Origin of the sequence: Methylomonas defluvii, from assembly GCF_033949435.1 — a bacterium.
GTDB lineage: Bacteria > Pseudomonadota > Gammaproteobacteria > Methylococcales > Methylomonadaceae > Methylomonas > Methylomonas defluvii.
Genome location: NZ_JAXARY010000005.1, coordinates 206810 through 227696, shown reverse-complemented (window position 1 = coordinate 227696; position 20887 = coordinate 206810). Strand labels below are relative to the sequence as shown.

The window sequence follows — 20887 nt, the reverse complement described above, 5'->3', positions numbered from 1 at the left end:
ATAAAGCAGTTGTTGGCGACATCGACAGGACAAAAGCTCCAATGGCAAATGTTTAGCCAAAAGTAGGCGTAGAATGTGGTGAGTTTACGAACCGCAACAAACATAAGGACGAAAGGTGTTTGCAAGTAACGGCGGTTTGATAGGGGTGAAAGCTTCACCAACGGCTAGTTGATAATAGATAATACTCGGCTAATTTTTAAATTACGAAGAAACTAATCATCGGAGCGAACAATGCCTAGCCAGAAAGTCGAATTGATTGATACCAGTCAGATCGATTTTGACCCAGAAAACCCGCGTTTTTACCGGCTGAACGATGCCCATTCAGTGGTGGCTGTCATTGAAGAAATGCTTGACGATGAAAGTGTTCAGGACCTTATGTTGTCTATCGGGCAAAAAGGCTACTTCGAGGGGGAACCATTACTGGTTATCAAAGAAGGTGAAAGGTATACCGTAATTGAGGGTAATCGCAGGCTTGCTGCTGTCAAACTGCTTAATGGCGAAGTACCACCACCAAATAGAAGAAAAAACAGTATTGCGTTTATCCTATCTGAGACTGTTGAACCGCCACCCAAAAAACTTCCGTGCTTAGTTTATGAAGGTCGCCGCGAGATTCTTAGATATCTCGGCTATAGGCATATTACAGGTATTAAAGAATGGGATTCGCTATCTAAGGCAAAATATCTGGCCCAGTTACGAGAAGAGTTTTATGCAGACTTGGATGACGCTGCACAAATGCGTTCTTTGTCTAAAGATATTGGTAGTCGACCGGATTATGTTGCTCAATTATTAACAGCGTTAAGGTTATATATTCGAGCTGAAGGTAAAAATTTCTTTGACCTTCCGATTGAAGCAAAAGATGTAGAATTTTCTTTAATAACAACAGCGCTTAGTTATAGCGACATTTCAAATTGGCTTGGCTTGGAAAGCAGAAAAGATATTTCCATGTCTGGTCTTAAAGAGGAGAATTTAAAGCGCGCGTTTGCTTGGATGTTTTCCAAGGACCAACAAGGTAATACGATCCTTGGAGAATCTCGTAAGCTTAAAGATTTAGCTGCAGTCGTTCAAAGTACTGACGCAATTGAGGTGCTTGAGGAAACTGGTAGGCTTTCGGAGGCTTACCTTTATACTGATGGGCCTCAAGTGGCTTTGGAAAATGCGCTGGACCAAGTAATAAAGGATGCAAGGATAGTGTGGAACATGCTACCAAAAACAAAGCCTCTAACTAATGGGCATTTAGATAAAGCGACCGATCTCTTTGATGAGATAAAATCAATTCGCAATCATATCAGGGAAAAATTGGAGGATTAGGATTGTTAAAAAACTTAGATACTCCTCCAAAGGGTGCTGATCCTTTTATTTGGGCAGATTTTATAGAGTTACGAGCTATTCTTCATCCAGACAAATGTTTTTCTCGAGGTGAGCTAAGTAGTATTGAAAAACGTGATCGTGATATTGGTGAGGGGTTTAATGTCGAGAATCGCTGGAGAGACATAGTTAATTTTTCAGGGAATCGTAAAAAGGAGTTCGATCATTTCTATCCATTCAATATTTCAGCCGATCAAGACACAATTGAGTTTGATTATGAAGGAAACCAAGCTCACATAGTTTATGTTAGTTTGCTAATTGCTTCTTGTATGAGAAACATCGAAAACACCAGGAAATCGGAAGTCGCAAGAGTCTTTGAAGAGACATGCTTTGAAATTTTTTCGTCCTTAATGCCTTCCGGTTCAGAAGTCAGAGCAACTTGGGCGAATGCTGGTAATGCTGCTGTATATACCGGAACGCTATTTGAAAAAATGAAATCACTCGCTAAAGATTTGCGTTGTGTTCCAACGTTCGAAGAACGAGATTTTAACAAGCGGGATACTGGGGACGGTGGTATCGATTTAATAGCTTGGCATCCTATGGCCGATGATAGACAAGGGATGCCCATAGCGTTTGCTCAATGTGGTTGTTCCAAAGATGACTGGGTTTTTAAGCAGTTGGAAGCATCTCCAGCAAAACATCGTAGGCATTTTCCAGTAATGCACTTATGGGCGACATACTATTTTTTGCCTCTCGACTTGCGTTTTTCGGATGGCGATTGGGCTTATAAAAGCGACATAGGTGATGCGATCATTGTCGACAGGCTAAGGTTGCTTCGGCTGGCCGAACAGAACAACCTGTATCAAAAGTTACCCGATATGTCTTATGTAAATGAAGCTTTGCAAATTCAATATGCTTAATTCCAAACCGCAGGTAATGACCTTGCCACTGCCTCGAATAATGGCGGTGGCACAGCGTTACCGATAACCGTGTACCGGTTATTTAAGCTGCCCGCCGGCGTATCGGGAAACACCATATCTCGCTTAAAGCCTTGCAACCTGGCAGCCTCCCGGTAACTAAAGCGCCGGGCTCTACCTTCGCTGGCAAAGCGCCAAACGTTGTGTTCCAACTTAATGAGGTGGGGGCTCATCGGGTGTAACGGCATGTGGCGAGGATTGGCCACAATGGTTTTTGAAGGTTCGCCCCATCCCCTCCAACGGTTGCGCGATAAGTAATACCAATGGAAGTCCAAATCGTAAAAGTCGCCCTCAGGCCATTCGGGCATGCCCTCAAGCGCACCACCAATAGTTGCAGTTGGCTCGCTTCGCCCGTCGCCGTGCGTTGGCACGGGAAATTCGTATTCCAATCCCAAATCGCTTCGCAAGCCCACAATAAAAATTCGCTTTCGCTCTTGCGGTACACCGTAATCGGCTGCATTCAAAACCTCGGCCTTCACGTTATAACCGGCCTCGGAAAAAACTTTAAATTGGGCATCTAGCAAGTGGCGAAAATTTGATCTCACCATGCCGGAGACGTTTTCAACAATAAACGCTTTCGGCTTGATTTGGTTTAGTGCTCTGGCAAATTCAAGGTAAAGAGTATTAATTTTCCGGGAAGGGTCGCGCACGCCGCCTTGGCTAAAACCTTGGCACGGGTAGCATCCAACTAACAACTCGGCATCGGGGAAACGTTCGATTTTCCTAACGTCGCCCAGCACATAATCGGTTTCCGGATGGTTGGCGACATATACGTCTCTCGCGTAGGGCAATTTGTCGTTGGCCATCAGTACTTCAAAACCGGCGGCCAAAAGCCCTGCGTCCGAACCGCCGCAACCAGAGAATAGCGAAACAGCCTTAGGCATGCGATTTCCTTGCGTTTTGAAGCATAACAACGGCGCACTACGGTTATAAACAGTGAACATTCTAACGGTTTAACGCCATTTTTGATATGTCTAAGCAAAACCCAGCCTTGCGCGTAAGACATTATTAGGTCTTGCAATCATGCATCCATGGCAAATTTGACAGTCCGGTGTGTTGATACCGGGCGAAAATTGACCAACCGTACCGGTTGAAATTTGACCAGGGAGCGGGGCCGGTTTTTGGAGTCGCCGGCTGTGGATAAGTGTAAAGGAATCGGATAGCAATCGGTAGCGTTGCCATCCGTTTCTCAGCAGGATTTTTAGAACGGATTCTCCTCGTACAAGATATCTTCCGGTGTTTTGCCGCTACGTTTGGCTTTCTCTCTGGCCTGTATGCGCGCCTTGGCTTCTTCTGAACTTTGTCGGAAGCGGTAGGATTCATTGCCTGTTTCGATGATGTAGCAATGGTGTGTCAGTCGATCCAGTAACGCCGTGGTCATTTTGGCATCGTTGAACACACTGGACCATTCGGCAAAGGTCAAGTTGGTGGTGATGACCACGCTGGTCCGCTCGTACAGTTTCGATAGCAAATGAAACAGCAAGGCGCCACCGTCCTTGGAAAACGGCAAGTAGCCCAGTTCATCCAGAATGACCAAATCGACTTGCATCAAGCGATAGGCCAATTTGCCTTGGTTGCCGGCGGCTTTTTCCCGTTCCAGTTGCGTGATGAGATCGATGGTGGAATAGAAGCGGACTCGCTTACCTTGGTCAGTAATGGCTTTGACGCCCAAAGCCGTGACCAAATGGGTCTTGCCGGCACCGGTGCCGCCCACCAATACCACGTTATGCGCGGCATCGATAAAGGCGCCGCTCGCCAGTTGTTCGACTAAGGCGCGATCGGCCTTGGCCTGCTCAAAGTCGAAGCCGGCCAAGTCGCGATGCACCGGAAAACGCGCACTCTGAAGTTGGTAGCGAATGGAACGAATATGCCGATCCTCGATTTCCGCTTGCAGCAAATGCCAGATCAGCCATTCCGATGATTGTAAGACCGCACCGCGTTCGCTGGCGACTTCGGCATAAGCGGATGCCATACCGAAGAGTTTGAGTGATTTCAATTCGGCTTCCAGATCACGCATCGCCGTTCTCCTGATCCACCAAAGCCAAGTCGAATGTTACGCGCAATTGCTCGTAACGCGCAGTATCGGCGATGGGCGCATCCTTGATCTGTAAGACGTCGGGTGTCACCACCGTCTGCGGTTCGGCAGGCGGTTGACCGCCACCGGCGAGCGTAAACACAAGATGTTTGATCTGCTCGATACTGACCACTCCGGCTGCCAGCAAAGACTCAACCGCCGTCAGCACCGCGTCCAAGCCTTGTCGGGGTACACAGGCCAACAGGTCGGCCATTGCTCGGTCACCGCCAGGGCGCTTGTTCAACGCGCCTTTCAAAGACAGCAGCGGGCTCGGCATTTCGGTAAAGGGGGCGCCATTGCGTAACGCACCGGGCTTGCGTTCCAATAACGGTAAATAGTGTTGCCAGTCATAGCTGACCTGATCGCGATCCAGCAGCCGCACATGGCTGGCAATCCAGGCATCATCCCCATAAAGATCGAGCCGTTCCGAATACAGGCGCACACTGATCCGTCGGTTGGCCCAACGGCAAGGCACCGAATAGCGGTTGCGCTTCACCGTGACCAGGCAGGTGCTGGACACACGGGCTAAAAACTCAATGTAACCGTCGAACACGCCGGGCATGGGCATTAACGCAGGCTGTTCCAGCTCAAGCGCTTCTTGGAGTGTCATCTCCTGGCGTTCCGGCCAAGACAGCTCCGTCCACAGTTGTCGGCAACGCGCTTCCAACCAGTCATTCAACTCGGTAAAGCTGGCAAAGCATTGTTGACGGGCATCCAGCCAAATCCGGCGCCGACTGTCCTGGACGTTCTTCTCGACGATGCCTTTCTCCCAGCCGGACGCCACGTTGCAGAAGTCCGGATCGAACAGATAATACGCCGTCATCGCTGCAAACCGGGTGTTGACGATACGTTCCTTGCCTTTCTGTACCTTGTCGACCGCCGTCTTCATGTTGTCGTATATCCCGCGCAGCGGCACGCCACCGAATGCCTGAAACGCACGACGATGGGCGTCGAACAGCATTTCATGGCTGTAGCTTGGATAAGCAGACAGTAGAAAAGCGCGGCTGGCACACAGTTTGGTATGGGCGACCTGAATGCGCCGATAAACACCACCGATGACCAGCGACTCTTCGCTCCAGTCGAATTGAAAGGCTTCGCCCCAGCGGAACTTCAACGGCACAAAGGCGTGCTTGCCGGCAAGACTACTCGCCTCTCGGCGCCAGACGCGGATGTAATCGGTGAGTTGCGTATAGCCGCCTTCATAGCCCGCTTTCTGCAACTCTTCCAACAACCTCAAAGCGGTCCGCCGTTCTCGTTTGGGACGATAGCCATCGGCGATCAGCGCGCGTTTGAGCTGATCTTCAAACGGGGATAGCTTGGTCGGCTGGGGACAGCGTTTATATTTCGGGTTGGCCTCGCCGGGCATTCGCAACCACCTTTTGACGGTGTTGCGAGACAGGCTGGTGCGCCTGGCAATCTCGTTGATGGATAACTGGTCGCGGAAATACATCCGCCGGATTTTTGAAAATAAGATCACGGTCATCACCTTCTAAGTTCCTGTCTAATTTTTAGACAGGACAGGTTAATAACCCTGGTCAATTTTCGTCCGGAATTCGGCCTCTTACATGGTCAATTTTCAACCGGCGTCAACAAGTCCGGTGTCCCTTCAGTTGCTGTCACTGCAAGTCGAAATGCTATCGTCCGTAATTGGCTTAATCTGTTGAAATCGGATGGCGACACTGAAGTTCAGCTTTTGGCCTTAGCTGTTGAGAAAAAAAGCCAAAAACCTGCTTTTGTATTCAGTAATTAAAGCTGAGCTCCACCAGAAAGTTACGCCCTGGATTGGGGGCAAATTGGAAGTACTGTTCGTTGCTTAAGTTGTTGGCCATGAAGCCGACACTGACGTTTTTAGTGGGACTGTATTTGATTTTGGCATCCATTAACCAGAAGGCCTGAAAACCACCGTACACATCGTGCACAACGTCAATGTTTTCAGCCGTATCAAATGATTCCGACACATGCCGGCCAATCAAACTGCCAGACCACTCATTCCAATTGGCTTCCAGACCCACGGTCAATAAATGTTCCGGTGAATTAGGCAAGCGCTTGCCTTCTGAGGCGGGTATGCCAGGACTGGAAAGCGTGGTTGCGGTAGGGGTCCAGGTGTAATTGCTGAATAGCGACAGCCAATTCGTCAGGTTCTGGTCAATTGATAATTCCACGCCTCGGGTAAGTGCTTCAGCGGCATTAACGCGTTGCGAGCCGGTAAAGTTGGCGCGGCGTTCGATCACCCGGTTTGAAATTAAATCGGATAAATGGTTTTCAAAAAACGTGGCTTTAATTTGGGTGCCGGTTTTCTCGATTTTCTGGTCAACACCCACTTCCCAAGATAAGTTGCTTTCGGGTACTAGATTGGGATTGGACAAGACCGTGGCGACCACTCCACGGCGTGAATCAACATACAGGTCTTGCAAGGTGGGTGGGCGAAACGATTTACCTGCCGATGCGCGTAAGGTGGCACCTTCCCAGGCATCTTTATAAATCAAAGACAGTTTGGGGTTGACTTCGACACTTTCCTGGGACGATTCGGGATCGTAGGTATTAAATGCGTAATCTCTGCTGATTCCTGTGGCTTGCCACCAATCGACCCGCGTGCCCAAATAAGCGGTAAATTGATCGGTAAAGCGGATTTCGTCTTGCGCAAAAAATGAAGTGGTGTCAGTCGACGCATCGGCCACCAAGCGAGTGCCTGTCCGACTGTCGCGATCGTTCCATTGGCTCAGATCGTAATCGTTACGATCCATTTCACCATGATCCACTTCAAATCCCGTGGTAATAATTTGACTTTTGGTCAGTGGAAACACGAGCTGCGCTCTACCGTTGACCATGGTGCTTCGTGTGTGATTTGACGTACCTGGACCGCCGCCTATGCCCGAGGTGTTAATGACGTTGGTAAACCAGGTGTCCCGGGAGGTGTGGTTGAAATTGACTGTTAATGCAGTATCCGCGCTGAAATTGTGTTCAAACTTCAAAAAGCTGCGCAAATCGTCTTCATGCGATGGCGAATTCAGAAACACGTTTGGGGTTACTTGCCCCAATACTGTGCCATTCTGCCGAATTCTGCCGCTGGTGACTGGATTGCCGTTTGCATCGCGCAAATAGCTATTAAACGGATCCTGGCTGTAACCAATGTCGGAGTAAAAGTAATGGAGACCGCCCGAAAGACGCGTGTAGTCGTTAAAGTCATAATAGGCTTTGATGTGACTGTTGTGCGATTCCCAAGGAGCACGGCCATGATCGCCAACTAAATAAGCGCTTTGTCCTTGCGCGGTGGTCGTGGGGATTGCGCCTGTGACATTGGTAATTGGGCCACCGCCGCCCGGATTAGCAAAGCCCCAGATGTCACGAATGCCGTCATTCAGTTCGTGGTGGTGGCCCAAACTGATGGCCAAGCCGTTGTCGAATACATCCCGGTAGATGCCGCTGGCTGTCATGCCTTCGGCGGCATCAAATTGATAGGTGCCTTTTACCAGCACTTCGCGTTTGGTGGGTTTTTTGGTGACGATACGCATGGTGCCTGCAAACGCATTACCGCCATACAGCGCCGAGCCTGCTCCGGGCACCAATTCCACTTGTTCGACGTCCTCTGAAAAGATCGCGCCGTAGTTAACGGTACCGAAACTCGGATCGTTCATTTTTTGGTCGTCGAGTAAGACAACAGTACGTGCCGTGCCGCTAATGCCGCGGATGGACTGGCGTACCGCACGGTTAGCGGCAGGCGGTAATGCACTGGTGGCACCAATCGCCATGTAGACGCCGGGCATTTCTCGCACAATGTCCCCGATGCGACGTACATCGCGGAGTGCGATTTGTTTATCGTCAATCAAGTGCAAGGTGCCAGGAGCGTCGTCGATTGATTGTTCGGATAAAGTTGCTGAAACCACCATAGTACTCAGTTCGGTAGCTTGGTCTTTTTTGGGTGCTTCCGATGTCGCAGCGGGCTGGTCTTTGGAATCGTCTGTTTCCGGCTCGGCCAAACTGACCTGGCAGCATAGTGCCAGACTGATGGCAGCCGCCAGTTGAGGGTATTGCATAGGGTTGTTCATAACAGTAAAGGGTGGGTTTATTTAGAATTTGACGGACGCGCTGACGGCTGATTGACCACTATTGGCTGTGGCGCGACTGGTGATAACCAGTCAGGATTAGTTTTAACCGGTATTTGTTGGGCATTTTCAGTAGCTCCTTTTACTGTGTTTTTGCGCTGAGTCGCTGGTGATGAATGCGTCGGGATGCGCGTTTTTTAAGCCAATGGATGATGCCGGTAATTAATAAGGCCAACGGCGCAAAGCCGACAATCAGCACCGCAATTTGGCCGGGTGTACCGAGAATTTCACCGTTATGAAGAGGTAACTGGATATTGATAAACGCATCGCCAGCGGCAAATTGATTGGGATCGCGCACCGTCAGTATTTCGCCGTTGTACTGATCCAGCCAGAGCATGGTTGCGCCTTTACTGCGCGTTTCGTTGGGCTGCTTGCCGCTGACCATGAAACTGCCATGGGCATCGGCAGGCAGGTACAACCGTTGCAGTTGCATTTCGGGAAAACGACGTTGTGCATTGCTGAGAATGGTTTCGTAGGCCAAGGCCTCGGTGCCGGTTGTTTTGGATTTAACGGCACGCGGTACTTCGTGCACACTGGAAAACACGTTGACCGCCGGTTTGAACACATCCGGGAAATTGAAGTAAAAGCCGGAAAGCGAGACGGCGAATAAGACCACGGCGGTATAGATGCCGACGGTTTTGTGCAAATCAAAATTGAAGCGGGTAAAGCTGGCATTGCGTTTGATGACCAGCGCTTGCAGCCATTTGCCGGTTTTGGGCCACCATAAGTAAATACCGGTCATGGTCAAAACCAAGGTCAGCAGGGCGGTAATGCCCATCAGCCATTTGCCGAACGGGTCGACTAATAACTTGTAGTGCAGGCGCAAGATAAAGTTAATCAGAGAGTCGCTGCGGTCGCGATGTCCCAGCGCTTGACCGTTGTAGGGATTAACCATGACTTCGTGGAAGTGATGATTGTGTCCGGGGCCTTGATGAGGCACTTGGTAACGCACAATCAGTGCTTCATCGGGATGTTTGGGAAGTTGAATATGGTGGGCAGGGTGCTTGATGGGGGAAACTTGGTCAGCAGTGGCCAGGATGTTTTGCAAGGGTTGTAGGGACGATCCGGCTTCAACGGCCAGGATGTCGCTGTTCAGCCAATGATCAATCTCTTCGCCATAAACCAGGATGCTGCCCGTTAATCCGGCAATGGCCAGAAACAAGCCCAGCCATAAGGAGATGTATAAATGCAGCTTGAGCAAAACCTTGCGTAAGGTGATGTTCTGCAGCCACTCTAAACGCTTTGTAGAGGCGACAGGACGATGAACGATTGAGTTTTCCTTCGCGGTAAACGGATCAATGACAGACATAACAAGCTCCCTTAGGAATCAGCACAACTTGGGTGTGTCAATTCAGCGAGGTCCGTGCCACAACTGGAAATGCAAATAATGTCAGTGGTTTACTCTGTGTTAATGGGGCTAGCGTGTAAGCAGAGTGGGTTATTTCACGCACCCTGGGTTTTGCGATGCGTGAAATACCCTATTAGTGGTTTTAAATGACGCGATAACCGCTACAGGGTGTTGAAAAATCAACAACCCGGCTCCGGGAGGCCGAACTGAGCGGAGTACGTCGGACAAGGTTTACTGCATGAAGGCCGATTATTTAAACGGCCAAATTTTTTGATGATCGATCAACGGTTGTTCGCCACACTTAGGGCCGACGCGATGCAGAATCTGTTTGCGCTGTACCGAAATCATCTGTGGTTCTGCAATTACCGCCAAATATGGTCTAATCTGCCCCATTTTGAATCTGTTTCCGTCGCTGTTATGTTGAATGTCAAGGTGCTTGGTTTTGCCTTCTGTTTGGTCCTGGCTGGATTGCTGTCGGGGTGCGACACGCAACGAGCCGGCTTTTCATCCCCCCAGCCGGCTCTGAGCGTCAACCCCAGTAGTCCTATCGATACACGACTGTTGCCGGTGCAAAACCTGGTGAGTTTTGATGTGTATGGCGATGGGCAAACCGTGTATGCGGTGTTCGTAGCCACACTGAATGCTAGTAAGCAACCCTACATCGGCTATCTGCATTCCGAAGATGGCGGCCTGCATTGGTCGCAACCCAGCGCGTTGAGCGCGCAATTTAACCAGCCCGTTGAAGCGAAAATCGGCAACGATATACAAATTGCCGCAGCCGGCGACAAATTGTTGATCGTCTGGCAAACTACCGGCGAATTGCCCGGCATGGGGCCGTTATTCACTATTTATTCGAATGATGCCGGCAAAACTTGGCAGCAAGGTGTCAAGCCGACCGGCAGCGATGCGGATCAGTCCCATCATGAATTGCTGGCAGATCAGGAAGGTCGTTTTCATGCTGTCTGGTTGGATGATAGGGACGAAAACGGTTATCAGGGGGTGCGGTATGCGCGCAGTAGCGATGTCGGTAAGAGTTGGGAATTGGCACAGACTATCGACGATTCCAGTTGCTCGTGCTGTTGGAACCGCATGATTCTGGGTGCAGACGGTAAATTGAATACGTTGTATCGGGATATGAAGCCGCGCGACATGGCGCTGGCGCAAAGCGCCGATGGCGGCGCCAGCTGGCAACGGCTGAGCACCGTGGGTGAGTTCAACTGGATTTTCGACGGTTGTCCGCATAACGGTGGCGGCCTGGCTGTGGCCGGCGATGGTTCCTTGCATAGCCTGGTGTGGACCGGCGCGGAAAATCAGGTGGGGCTGTATCATATGCAGTCCGCCGATGGCGGCAAAAGCTGGACGCCGCCGCAACGGCTGGGCGAAGCCGGCGCGTTTCATGCGGACATTGTGTTCGGCGCCGGGCGCTTAGTCGCGGTGTGGGATGCGCTGGGGCCGGAAGGCTCTAAAGTGTTTGTCTCGGAATCCGTCGATAATGGCGAACATTGGTCGGCGAGCAAGTTGCTATCATCCGCCAACACTTCGGCGACCTTTCCACGTATCGTCGCCACACCGACTGGCTTGTTGGCGATGTGGTTAGAGCAAACAGCGGCCGGCAAGCAATGGTCGGCGGCGGTTTTACAATGATTTTTATACTTTAAGAGGTGGTCATGCCCAAGTTAGACATAACAAAAATAATAAAACCCGGCTTGTTGGCGCTCGCGTTATTCAGCCCGGTCTCAGTATTTGCGCACGCGATTCTGGTGAAATCGCAACCCGCCAAGGACGAGACCGTCACCGAATCGCCCAAGCAAATCGATCTGTGGTTTAACGATGCGGTGCGTAGCGAATACAAAGCGTTGGCCGTCATCGATAGCACCGGCAAGCGTGTGGATAACCACGATGTCGCGCAAAGCCTGACCAATGGCGCCAATATCTACGCCACCGTGCCAACACTGGCGCCGGGCACCTACACTATTCGCTACCGCGTGGTTTCCGAGGACACTCACATAGTCACCGGTAAGTTTGAATTTACCGTCAAACCCTAGTCTGCATTCTTCCATCGGTTTATTTCTATGAATATTCAGCGACTTCCCGTCTTTTTTATCGCCGGGCTCATGGCCTGCGTCTTGTTACTCAGCGGTTGCGACAAACTCGGATTTAGCAATAAGCAATCCAACGCGCTGGGCAACCGCCCGGACCTGGACTGCATCATCGCCAACGATTTTTACGCCGTACATTTCAGTGCGTATTTGCAGCCGGATAAGAACGATAAAGCTCCGGACGCCAAAGCCGCTTTTGTGCCGTTTTGTCAGAAAATTCCTAGAGCCGGCAAGATGTTTTTCACTGCCGATTTGATCGACCGCGATATTCGCGCCACGCCGATTGGCATTAAATTGGTGGAAGTGGAAAAAACCGGCCAGAAAGCGCCGGATGATGTGCGCGAAATCCGCACAGTCGCCGAAATCCCGTCCAAGCTGTATCCGAAAGGCGCGGTAGAAGCACAAGCCGATGTGGATAAAACCGGCGATTATGTGCTGTATCTGTTGATCGGCGAAGCGATGGAAGACGATGATAAATTCCGCATTGCGCTGGAAGTGGGTGTCGATCCCCAGGGCGCCGATTTACCACTAGTGGCAATAGGTGGCGTGGTGGCCTTGGTGCTGCTGGTGCTGGGATTTTTGGTTTACCTGCACAAACGTAGAAAAGCCGCGCAAATCAATGGTAATGGGGAACAGCCCTAATGACGAGCGGATGGAAAATGCTTAGGCTGTTTGCCTGCTGGCAATGCCTGCTGCTGGTTTGTTTGCTGCTGCCATCGGGCTGGGCAGCGGCGCACGCCCCTGGCCTTAGCTCAATCGATGTGACTGTCAAATCCGACCAAGTTATCGCTAAATTGACCTTTGCCCTGCAAGACATCGAAGCCTTTGCGCCGATGGACAGCGACCTGGATGCGGAAGTCAGCGCCGCGGAGCGCGAAGCGGCCAAGCCGGACATCGCCAAAATGCTGGCTGCGCAGTTGCGGGTTAATATTGATAGCGTTGATGTGCAAGCCGTGGCGCCGGGGGCTGTCGTTTACGACGAACAGAACAACGCCCATGTCGAATTTATTTTTCAATCTGTGCCGCACCAACAGTTACAGGTGCAATCCAAGTTATTGGCCTGGCTACCTGACGGGCATCAGCAGTATGTCACGGTGCGCGACGCCGCCGGTAAAACGCTAAGCGAGAAAATGCTAAGCAGGGCCGACGACCAGTTGCAATGGGCATTGTCTCCTGCCGATCAATCCGTGGCGCAAAACGATTCCCGATTTTCCGCGTTTGCCGATTTTTTGAAGCTGGGCATCGAGCACATCCTCACCGGTTACGACCACCTGTTATTCCTGTTTGCCTTGCTGGCAGTCACGCATAGTTTCTGGCCGGCGATCAAGATCGTCACCTTCTTTACCATCGCCCATTCCATCACCTTGGCGTGTGCAGGGCTGAACATCATTGAGCTACCCAGCAGCTTCGTCGAACCTGTTATTGCGTTGACCATTATTTATGTGGCCGTGGAAAACATCATGCGCGGCGACCACCCCAAGGGCCGGCAATGGCTGACCTTCGGCTTTGGCTTGATCCATGGCTTTGGCTTTGCCAGTGTGCTGCGGGAAATGAATATTTCCAGCGGCGACACCGGCATCTTATTGCCCTTGCTGTCGTTTAACCTAGGCATAGAAACCGGCCAAATCGCGGTGGCATCGGTGGTGTTGCCTATCATCTGGTGGCTAAACAACAAGCCTGCATTTGCCGAGAAATTCTTGAAAGGTTGTTCGGCCATGGTAGCCTTGATGGGGGCCTATTGGCTGTTGGAGCGGACGGTTTTGTAAACCGCCCTTGAGGGGGGGGCCTAGCATCAGAAGAGGCAAACACCGAGTTGCCCCAGAATTTTAGCGATTCCGGGACGTCTTGAATAGCCAAGACCATTGACGTCTGCAAAGACGCCTGCGCCCTCAACTGTGACAGCGCAGGCAACGGGTTTCGCATTGCGCTACCCATCCTCGAAATTTGCCATCCCAGTCCCTTAGGCCGGGTAGCGCAACGCGAAATCCATCAATCAGGCCCTCGTTTTTCGTTAAATTGTAAACAATCCCGATCTAAAGCTGTGTTTATTCGCTATTTGCAATAGAATACAAACCATCCCCTTCTCAACAGCTAGCTCTCCGGAGAATTTGACATGACTGATAAAAAAGTGACGTTAAAACAGGAAGACCAAGACCGCGTAATCGAATTACCGGTCACACCCGGCACCATGGGTCCGTCCGTCATCGATATTCGGTCTTTATACGCACAGACCGGCCATTTTACTTACGACCCCGGCTTTACCTCCACCGCCAGCTGTACGTCAAAAATCACCTTCATCGACGGCGACGCCGGCGTACTGTTGTATCGGGGCTATCCCATCGAACAACTGGCGGAAAAATGCGATTTTTTGGAAGTCTGTTATCTGCTGCTGAACGGCGACCTGCCCAACGGCTCGGAAATGAAAGGCTTCGTCACTACCATTAGCCAGCATGTGATGGTGCACGAACAGCTGATCAAATTCTACAGCGGCTTCCGCCGTGACGCACACCCGATGGCGGTATTGGTGGGTGTAGTCGGCGCACTGTCGGCGTTCTATCACGAAGTGATGGACATCAACTGCAAGGAAGACCGGTACATCTCCGCCATCCGCCTGATCGCAAAAATGCCGACCATGGTAGCGATGTGCTACAAATACAGCATCGGCATGCCGTTTATCTATCCCAAACGCAAACTGGGCTATGCGGAAAACTTTATGCGCATGATGCACGGCGACCCCGGCGAAGATTATCTGGCCAATCCGGTGTTGGTCAGAGCGTTGGATAGAATCCTGATCCTGCACGCCGACCACGAACAAAACGCATCTACCTCCACCGTGCGACTGGCCGGCTCCAGCGGCGCCAATCCTTACGCTTGCGTCGCGGCCGGTATAGCTTGCCTGTGGGGTGCGGCACACGGCGGCGCTAACGAGGCGGTGTTGAATATGCTGGAAGAAATCGGCGATGTGTCGAAAATTGGCGAATATGTCGCCAGAGCCAAGGACAAAAACGACCCATTCCGCTTGATGGGTTTTGGTCACCGGGTTTACAAAAACTACGACCCGCGCGCCAAACTGATGCGGCAAACCTGCCACGAAGTGCTGGACGAATTGAATCTGAACGACGACCGGCTGTTCAAACTGGCGATGGAACTGGAACGGATTGCCCTGGAAGACCCTTACTTTGTAGAGAAAAAACTCTACCCCAACGTGGATTTTTATTCCGGCATCGTGTTGCGGGCCTTGGGCATCCCCACCGAGATGTTTACCGCCATCTTCGCCTTGGCCCGCTCGGTGGGTTGGATCGCGCAATGGGACGAAATGATCTCCGATCCCGAATTGAAAATCGGCCGGCCGCGGCAGTTATATAAAGGTGTGACGACTAGGGACGTGAAATCGATTTCTAATCGGTGATAAAACAAATAGTTAAGTCCCCTATCCTTCTGGACAACTGCACCTAACTTAAAGACGGGCAGCCCCTTCTCCCTCAGTACCCACTGGGCATAAAGGAGAAGGCTGGGATGAGGGGATCAATAAAGTTCTTTGCCTTATTTATTCTCCTCACCCCAACCCTCTCCAGCAGGAGAGGGGGCTTAACTAAACGGTATTAACTCTAGCTCTCTCCCTTAGTAAGGGGGATTTTTTGGAGGTTATTTAGCGCATTGGTTGATGACCTTCAAGAAGTAACCGCCGAGCGCTTCAACACTCTAATCTGCAAAAAATCCCAGGCAAAACGTAGTAGAAACACCGGGTTGGTGGAAAAATAACGCTTAACCAGCCGCCTATCCTTAGCCATCCGATAGCACCATTCCAAACCGCTTTTTTGCATCCACAGCGGGGCACGTTTGATGTGTCCTGAGTGAAAATCAAAAGCCGCGCCCACACCCAATTGCACCGGCACATGCACTCTATCCAGATGCGCCGCAATCCATTTTTCCTGCTTGGGCGCACCTAAGCCCACCCAGAGAAAATCCGGCCTGGCGGCGTTGATCAGATCCACCAATTGTTGATCTTCTTCTGCGGACAAGGGCCGAAATGGCGGAGAATGCCAGCCCACAAGCTCGGCTTGCGGATAACGCTTGCGGATGTTGGCAACCAAATCCGTCAATACCTCATCCTTGCCGCCGAGAAAAAAATGCCTCCAGCCCAACTGCTGCCCGTGATCCAGGCATTTCAACATCAAGTCCGGCCCGCAAACTCGGGTTTTAATCGGCGCTTGATGCACCAGCTTGGCGTACCAAACCAAAGGCAGGCCATCCATGGTGGATAAGGCTTTGTTGGAAATATCGCGCAATTCGCTATCGGTGAGACAGGCCACGGTGGTATGCACATTGGCGATACACACCTGATGAGCTTGGCCGCTGGCGATCCACTCCTGAAATAGTTGTAACGTAAGCTCGTAATCCAGGATAGGGAAGCGTATTCCGAAAATATCTACTGACTTGATTGCTTGCATTCCGTGCTCCATCGGGCGGTTAATTGAAAAGTGATGTTTTTAATTTTGTCACCCTTAGCATCGCTATATTTACCTCCAGAGTCAATTCAGAGCAGACCAATTCGCCAAAATCAACGAGGTATCAATCAAGCATGCCTGCATTCCGCCTGCGGAAAAGCCGTTAACGTAAGTTGAACCATGATAGTTCCCTCTCACTCCGAGAAATGGCTAGGGTGAGGGGATCAAATAATTGACTTTAATCCCCTAACTTCAACCTTCTCCTTTATGTCCTGCGGGTACTGAGGGAGCAGGAGATATTAAATTTTTCGCAGCCCCCTATAAGTTTAAGGAGCGCGGCCATTGCTAAAGCGCTCCGCAAACCAACGCGGTCAAGGTGCACAATTAACCACCAGCTCATCACTATATTGACCAACCTCGGCGTCTTTCAAGATATAAACCGCTGTATAGCGGCGCAATTCCGGCTTGCCGGCAACCAGTAAAGGCCGGTTATCGATATACGGCGGTATCGTATCCCTGGCTAAAAACACAAACTCCGGTTCCCCCTCGCGCTGACAATAGATATTGATACCGTCGCTCTTGGATTTAACAAAATTGAGAACCACCACGCCGCCCGTTTGATCTACACCGGTCAAAACCGGTTTAGCGTCGTTAAGCTTGGTGGTATCTTCCGAGCCTATAATGCCGAGCAAATTACCCAAAGCATCGGAATAAGCCGGATGCGCCTTGATTCGCCTGACTAAAGCTCTCACTCGGCTTTCGATATTATTGCGACTGGCAGTTTTAGCTGCCGTGGCATGCCTTGCTGCCGCTGAAGCGGCATTTACTTCGCCGATCTTGGTATGTAACTCCTGGTTATCGCTATCGACACTGGCAATATCCTCGGAGGATAAACCAAATTCAGCCTGACGCGCGGCGAGATTGACCTTAAAACGATCATGCCAAATCAATAAATCGCTATCTGGATGTGGAAAGTAATCGGATTTAGCCATTTTCAATTCTCCATATTGTTACGAGAGGAAACCTCAAAATTTAAGAAACAGCCTTCTCACTCTAGGGGGATGTCGTAAAAAACCGAAATAGTCCCTTCTCCCCCAGTACCCGCAGGGCATAAAGGAGAAGGTTAGGATAAGGGTATATAAAACACTAGCTTATTGCCTTCTCACCCTAGCCCGCTCCGTTATGCCCGGTAGGCGCGGGAGGAGAAGGGATTTTTAGACGCTTAAAAAACGCAATACCGCACAGACATCGACGCGGCAGACTTCACCGTAGAGCCAACCAAAATCGACGGCATAAATCTAACGGCTTAATTAATTCTATATACATTTTAAGAAGCACTACAAGCCGTTGCTGGTGCGGCTAAATGTCGCGTCCGCACCCACGACTAACTCATGGTTGCCGACAAACCAATTGGCGGCAACCACAGAAGACTCATCGGCACCCACAAAGCATCTGGCGGTACCCACAGAAGGCTCAGCGGTGCCGACAAAGTTCTTGGCGGTAACCCCAGACGCTTCATCGGTACCCACAAAGCGTCCGGCGTTACCAATCAAGGCCTGTAGCGTGCCTACGAGCTATCTATGAATGCTCACACATCGTCCAGAACAGCCTATGAAGCAGGCTTAGGCACACCATTAAGATTTAATTAAAATAAAAAAATGGCTTGGTTATCAAACCATTATGTTTTAGGCTGTACCTAGCCACCAATATCATCCGCTTATAATTCGAAACAGTTGGCTTGATGCACGCATCAACAACACCACTCTCGCCAAACCTGACGAATGTAATCACTGGTGGCACATAGCTATAGGGAGCCTTTAAAAATTAAAAAATCTCCTACTCCCTCCGGGAGAAGGTTGGAATGAGGGAATTAAATATGAAATATGTTCATCCCTCACCCTCTCCTTTATGTCCTGCGATTACGTAGGAAAAGGGATTTTTAGAGGCCCCCGATATAAGTTTGGATGGGCACATAAAACGCCATTGTCGACACATGCTATCGAGATAGGCTGTTACCAACACGTTTCAACAGCATGTCAGAACGGCGCGCTTTAGTTCAGATGCTAGCCCAGCGCACCAATTTGGCTCGTCAAAATTTATTACACCCTGACTGCAGTTGAAAAAGCGGTATTCGTGAGGTTACCTATTTCGTTATTGAAAAGAGCTGCTAGTATTGATTCCGTGTTGGCGATGCAAGCTGAATGGACTAGCCCGCAGTTGACCCAATTCTGAAACAATTTCCAAGTATCTTCGTAACCAAGGACCGGAACACTACCCCTCAAATATTAACTGAATTAGCTGACTGTATTCCGTGGTCTGTCAGGCTATTGGAGCATGAGTTAATAAAAGGAGAAAATTATGTTTATAAAATTTGTCATTACCCTAACCTTTGCGACGTTCTGCTCGGCAGCGGCGGCAAAGGATTTCTACGTGTCACCCTCGGGCAGCGACAAGCTGAATGGCCTGTCCCCCAGCGTCAATTTCTGGACCAAAACCGGGCCTTTCAAAACCTTAACTCGCGCCCGAAACGCCATTCGGCAATTAAAAGCAACGGGAAAATTTGATGAAGCGATTACGGTACATGTCGGCAAAGGTACTTACCAACTGCAGTCTGCGCTGGAATTAGACGATAGAGACTCTGGCTTACCTGGGCAGGAAATTACTTGGTTGGGTGAAAAGGGAACCTCAGTGCTATCAGGAGGTATTGTATTAAATGGTTGCCAAAAATTTGATCCCACAAATCCTACCCAGATCATTAACTGCCCTGTCAACAATTCAATTATCTCAAGCATAATGCCAGAAAATATTGGGCGCATGGATGAAGTTACAACCCGCTTTGAAGTTTTTATAGACGAACATCGAATGCATCCAGCCCGCTGGCCTGACAAAGATTGGGCACACATTAAAAAGCCGTTAGATGAAAATACGAACTTTAGCGTAATCGAAGCAATTCCAAATTTCACAGGAGACCTAAGTAATACGCAAGTACATATATTTGCTGGCTCCGATCATTTCGATGAATATATTGGAGTCACAAACATTAACCCTATTAATAACATAATAAAATTATCGAATGAGACTGAACAAAAGCTAGCCAGCGGGAGACGATTTTATTTACAAAACTTCCAGTCTGGATTAAATGTCAGTGAAGAATGGTATTACGATAAACAAAACTCGCGTATCCAACTTATCCCCCCCCTTGGTACAAATCCTAAACAAATAGTAATTTCCACCACAACAAATATTATTAATATTAGACTTTCAAAGCATCTAAATTTCAATGGAATTACACTTAAACATAGTGTCGGCTCAGCGATTTCTATAAATGATGCAGAGAATATAAAGTTAAATGATATAGAAGTAAGCAATGTAGGGGGAAAAGGTATTTATGCTTGGAATAGCACCGACACAATTATTTCTAATTGTAAAATACATGACACGGGGCTAGGTGGAGTTTTACTTTCTGGAGGAGATAGACCTACCTTAACAGCATCTGGTAATCAAATACAGAATACGCATATCTATGATTACGATATCAATTTACTAACGAATTCACCAGCTATTGAACTAAATGGTGTAGGTGTCACAGTAACAAATAACCTTGTAGAATCCGGTAACGGTGCCGGTATAACCATTTCTGGCAATGATCATTTGGTTGAAAAAAACGAAATTACTCAAGTATGCTTACAAAGTGGCGACTGCGGTGCGATATATTTATATGGGCGCGATTGGACTTATAGAGGCAACATTATTCGACATAATAGTGTGCATGATATATTTGGCTACCAGTTAAACGCAGCCACATTAAACTTAGATAAAAATTTTATAGAATATGTTAATGATGGTGCTCGTGGAATTTATCTTGATGATGCAGCAAGTGGCGCGAATATATTTGGCAACATCATATACAATATAAGCCTAATAGGCATACAGTTAGGTGGAGGCCGTGATAATCGAATAGAAAACAATGCTATTAAAACTGATAAATATGCAGTTTTAGTAGATTTTCGTGGATCTTATTTTGATTGGACATTACCTAGAGATAGCTTGACTACCATGCCTATTAATGACCCTACTTGGTTGAAAAAATATCCAGCCCTAGGAATAACCATGTCTAATGACACATGGCCGGAAGGTAACACAATCCAACGTAACGTCATGATTTCGACAAGCGCAAATAGGAGCATTTTACAGTATCGAATGCCTCACGAATCTAATAACATAGGCAACAATATTGTATGGAGCACAAACAAAAGTGTACGCTTAGATTACAATATATTGGACAAAGGCCAAGGAGTAGCTGTGAAAAGCAACGCCACATGGAATGAATGGTTGAGTTACGGACTTGAAACGAATAGCATAATTGCGGACCCATGCTTCAACATATCTACTAAAACAATTACACTTTCCTGTACCAATTCGCCTGCATACCAGATTGGCTATCAACCAATACCTGCTGGAATAGGTTTAATTAACTAGGTAACTAAGCAACAGTAAATCCGTAAAAAGTCTAAAAAGATCTATTTAAACCAC

16 protein-coding genes are annotated in these 20887 nt (G+C 49.3%); 8 read left to right on the top strand and 8 right to left on the bottom strand.

What is annotated here, in order from left to right:
- The first annotated feature begins 231 nt into the window (after positions 1-231).
- Both QLH52_RS07740 and QLH52_RS07735 read left to right on the top strand, forming a co-directional pair.
- Positions 232-1308, top strand: coding sequence for a ParB/RepB/Spo0J family partition protein (locus tag QLH52_RS07740; protein ID WP_319961144.1), 1077 nt, complete (start codon positions 232-234; stop codon positions 1306-1308).
- 2 nt (positions 1309-1310) lie between these two features.
- Entirely contained in the window at positions 1311-2225 is a 915-nt protein-coding gene (locus tag QLH52_RS07735; protein ID WP_319961143.1) for a hypothetical protein, read from the top strand.
- On the opposite strand, the gene QLH52_RS07730 is transcribed toward QLH52_RS07735, so the two are convergent.
- From QLH52_RS07730 to QLH52_RS07710, 5 genes are all read right to left on the bottom strand, one after another.
- Positions 2222-3166, bottom strand: coding sequence for a DNA cytosine methyltransferase (locus QLH52_RS07730; RefSeq protein ID WP_319961142.1), 945 nt, complete (start codon positions 3164-3166; stop codon positions 2222-2224). The two genes, QLH52_RS07735 and QLH52_RS07730, sit on opposite strands and share 4 nt — an antisense overlap.
- A 317-nt stretch (positions 3167-3483) precedes the next feature.
- On the bottom strand, positions 3484-4314 hold the full coding sequence (gene istB / locus QLH52_RS07725; RefSeq protein WP_482194189.1) for an IS21-like element helper ATPase IstB: 831 nt from the start codon (positions 4312-4314) through the stop codon (positions 3484-3486).
- Positions 4292-5839 carry an IS21 family transposase gene (istA, locus tag QLH52_RS07720; protein ID WP_425257184.1) on the bottom strand — a complete coding sequence of 516 codons (1548 nt, stop codon included), beginning with the start codon at positions 5837-5839 and terminating at the stop codon, positions 4292-4294. Before istA ends, istB begins: the two co-directional genes overlap by 23 nt.
- A 256-nt stretch (positions 5840-6095) precedes the next feature.
- On the bottom strand, positions 6096-8390 hold the full coding sequence (locus QLH52_RS07715; RefSeq protein WP_319961139.1) for a TonB-dependent receptor plug domain-containing protein: 2295 nt from the start codon (positions 8388-8390) through the stop codon (positions 6096-6098).
- Positions 8391-8541: 151 nt separating this feature from the next.
- Positions 8542-9768 carry a PepSY-associated TM helix domain-containing protein gene (locus QLH52_RS07710; protein WP_319961138.1) on the bottom strand — a complete coding sequence of 409 codons (1227 nt, stop codon included), beginning with the start codon at positions 9766-9768 and terminating at the stop codon, positions 8542-8544.
- 456 nt (positions 9769-10224) lie between these two features.
- Here QLH52_RS07710 and QLH52_RS07705 point away from each other — a divergent pair, with 456 nt between their 5' ends.
- The 5 genes from QLH52_RS07705 (at position 10225) to gltA (ending at position 15315) form a co-directional block, all read left to right on the top strand.
- Positions 10225-11451 carry a sialidase family protein gene (locus tag QLH52_RS07705; protein ID WP_319961137.1) on the top strand — a complete coding sequence of 409 codons (1227 nt, stop codon included), beginning with the start codon at positions 10225-10227 and terminating at the stop codon, positions 11449-11451.
- Positions 11452-11474: 23 nt separating this feature from the next.
- Complete coding sequence (locus QLH52_RS07700) at positions 11475-11852, top strand: copper resistance CopC family protein (protein WP_033158186.1); 378 nt, start codon at positions 11475-11477, stop codon at positions 11850-11852.
- 69 nt (positions 11853-11921) lie between these two features.
- On the top strand, positions 11922-12548 hold the full coding sequence (locus tag QLH52_RS07695) for a hypothetical protein (protein ID WP_319961136.1): 627 nt from the start codon (positions 11922-11924) through the stop codon (positions 12546-12548).
- A 17-nt stretch (positions 12549-12565) separates the two neighbouring features.
- Positions 12566-13672 carry a HupE/UreJ family protein gene (locus tag QLH52_RS07690; RefSeq protein WP_225892970.1) on the top strand — a complete coding sequence of 369 codons (1107 nt, stop codon included), beginning with the start codon at positions 12566-12568 and terminating at the stop codon, positions 13670-13672.
- A 347-nt stretch (positions 13673-14019) separates the two neighbouring features.
- Complete coding sequence (gltA, locus tag QLH52_RS07685; RefSeq protein WP_033158189.1) at positions 14020-15315, top strand: citrate synthase; 1296 nt, start codon at positions 14020-14022, stop codon at positions 15313-15315.
- 262 nt (positions 15316-15577) lie between these two features.
- On the opposite strand, the gene QLH52_RS07680 is transcribed toward gltA, so the two are convergent.
- The 3 genes from QLH52_RS07680 to QLH52_RS07670 all read right to left on the bottom strand — a co-directional run bounded on the left by QLH52_RS07680 (position 15578) and on the right by QLH52_RS07670 (position 17907).
- Positions 15578-16357, bottom strand: coding sequence for a WecB/TagA/CpsF family glycosyltransferase (locus tag QLH52_RS07680; RefSeq protein ID WP_319961135.1), 780 nt, complete (start codon positions 16355-16357; stop codon positions 15578-15580).
- 368 nt (positions 16358-16725) lie between these two features.
- Entirely contained in the window at positions 16726-17346 is a 621-nt protein-coding gene (locus tag QLH52_RS07675; protein ID WP_319961134.1) for a hypothetical protein, read from the bottom strand.
- A 345-nt stretch (positions 17347-17691) separates the two neighbouring features.
- Entirely contained in the window at positions 17692-17907 is a 216-nt protein-coding gene (locus QLH52_RS07670) for a hypothetical protein (RefSeq protein ID WP_319961133.1), read from the bottom strand.
- 805 nt (positions 17908-18712) lie between these two features.
- Here QLH52_RS07670 and QLH52_RS07665 point away from each other — a divergent pair.
- Positions 18713-20833, top strand: a complete 2121-nt coding sequence (locus tag QLH52_RS07665) for a right-handed parallel beta-helix repeat-containing protein (protein WP_319961132.1) — start codon at positions 18713-18715, stop codon at positions 20831-20833.
- Positions 20834-20887: the final 54 nt, after the last annotated feature.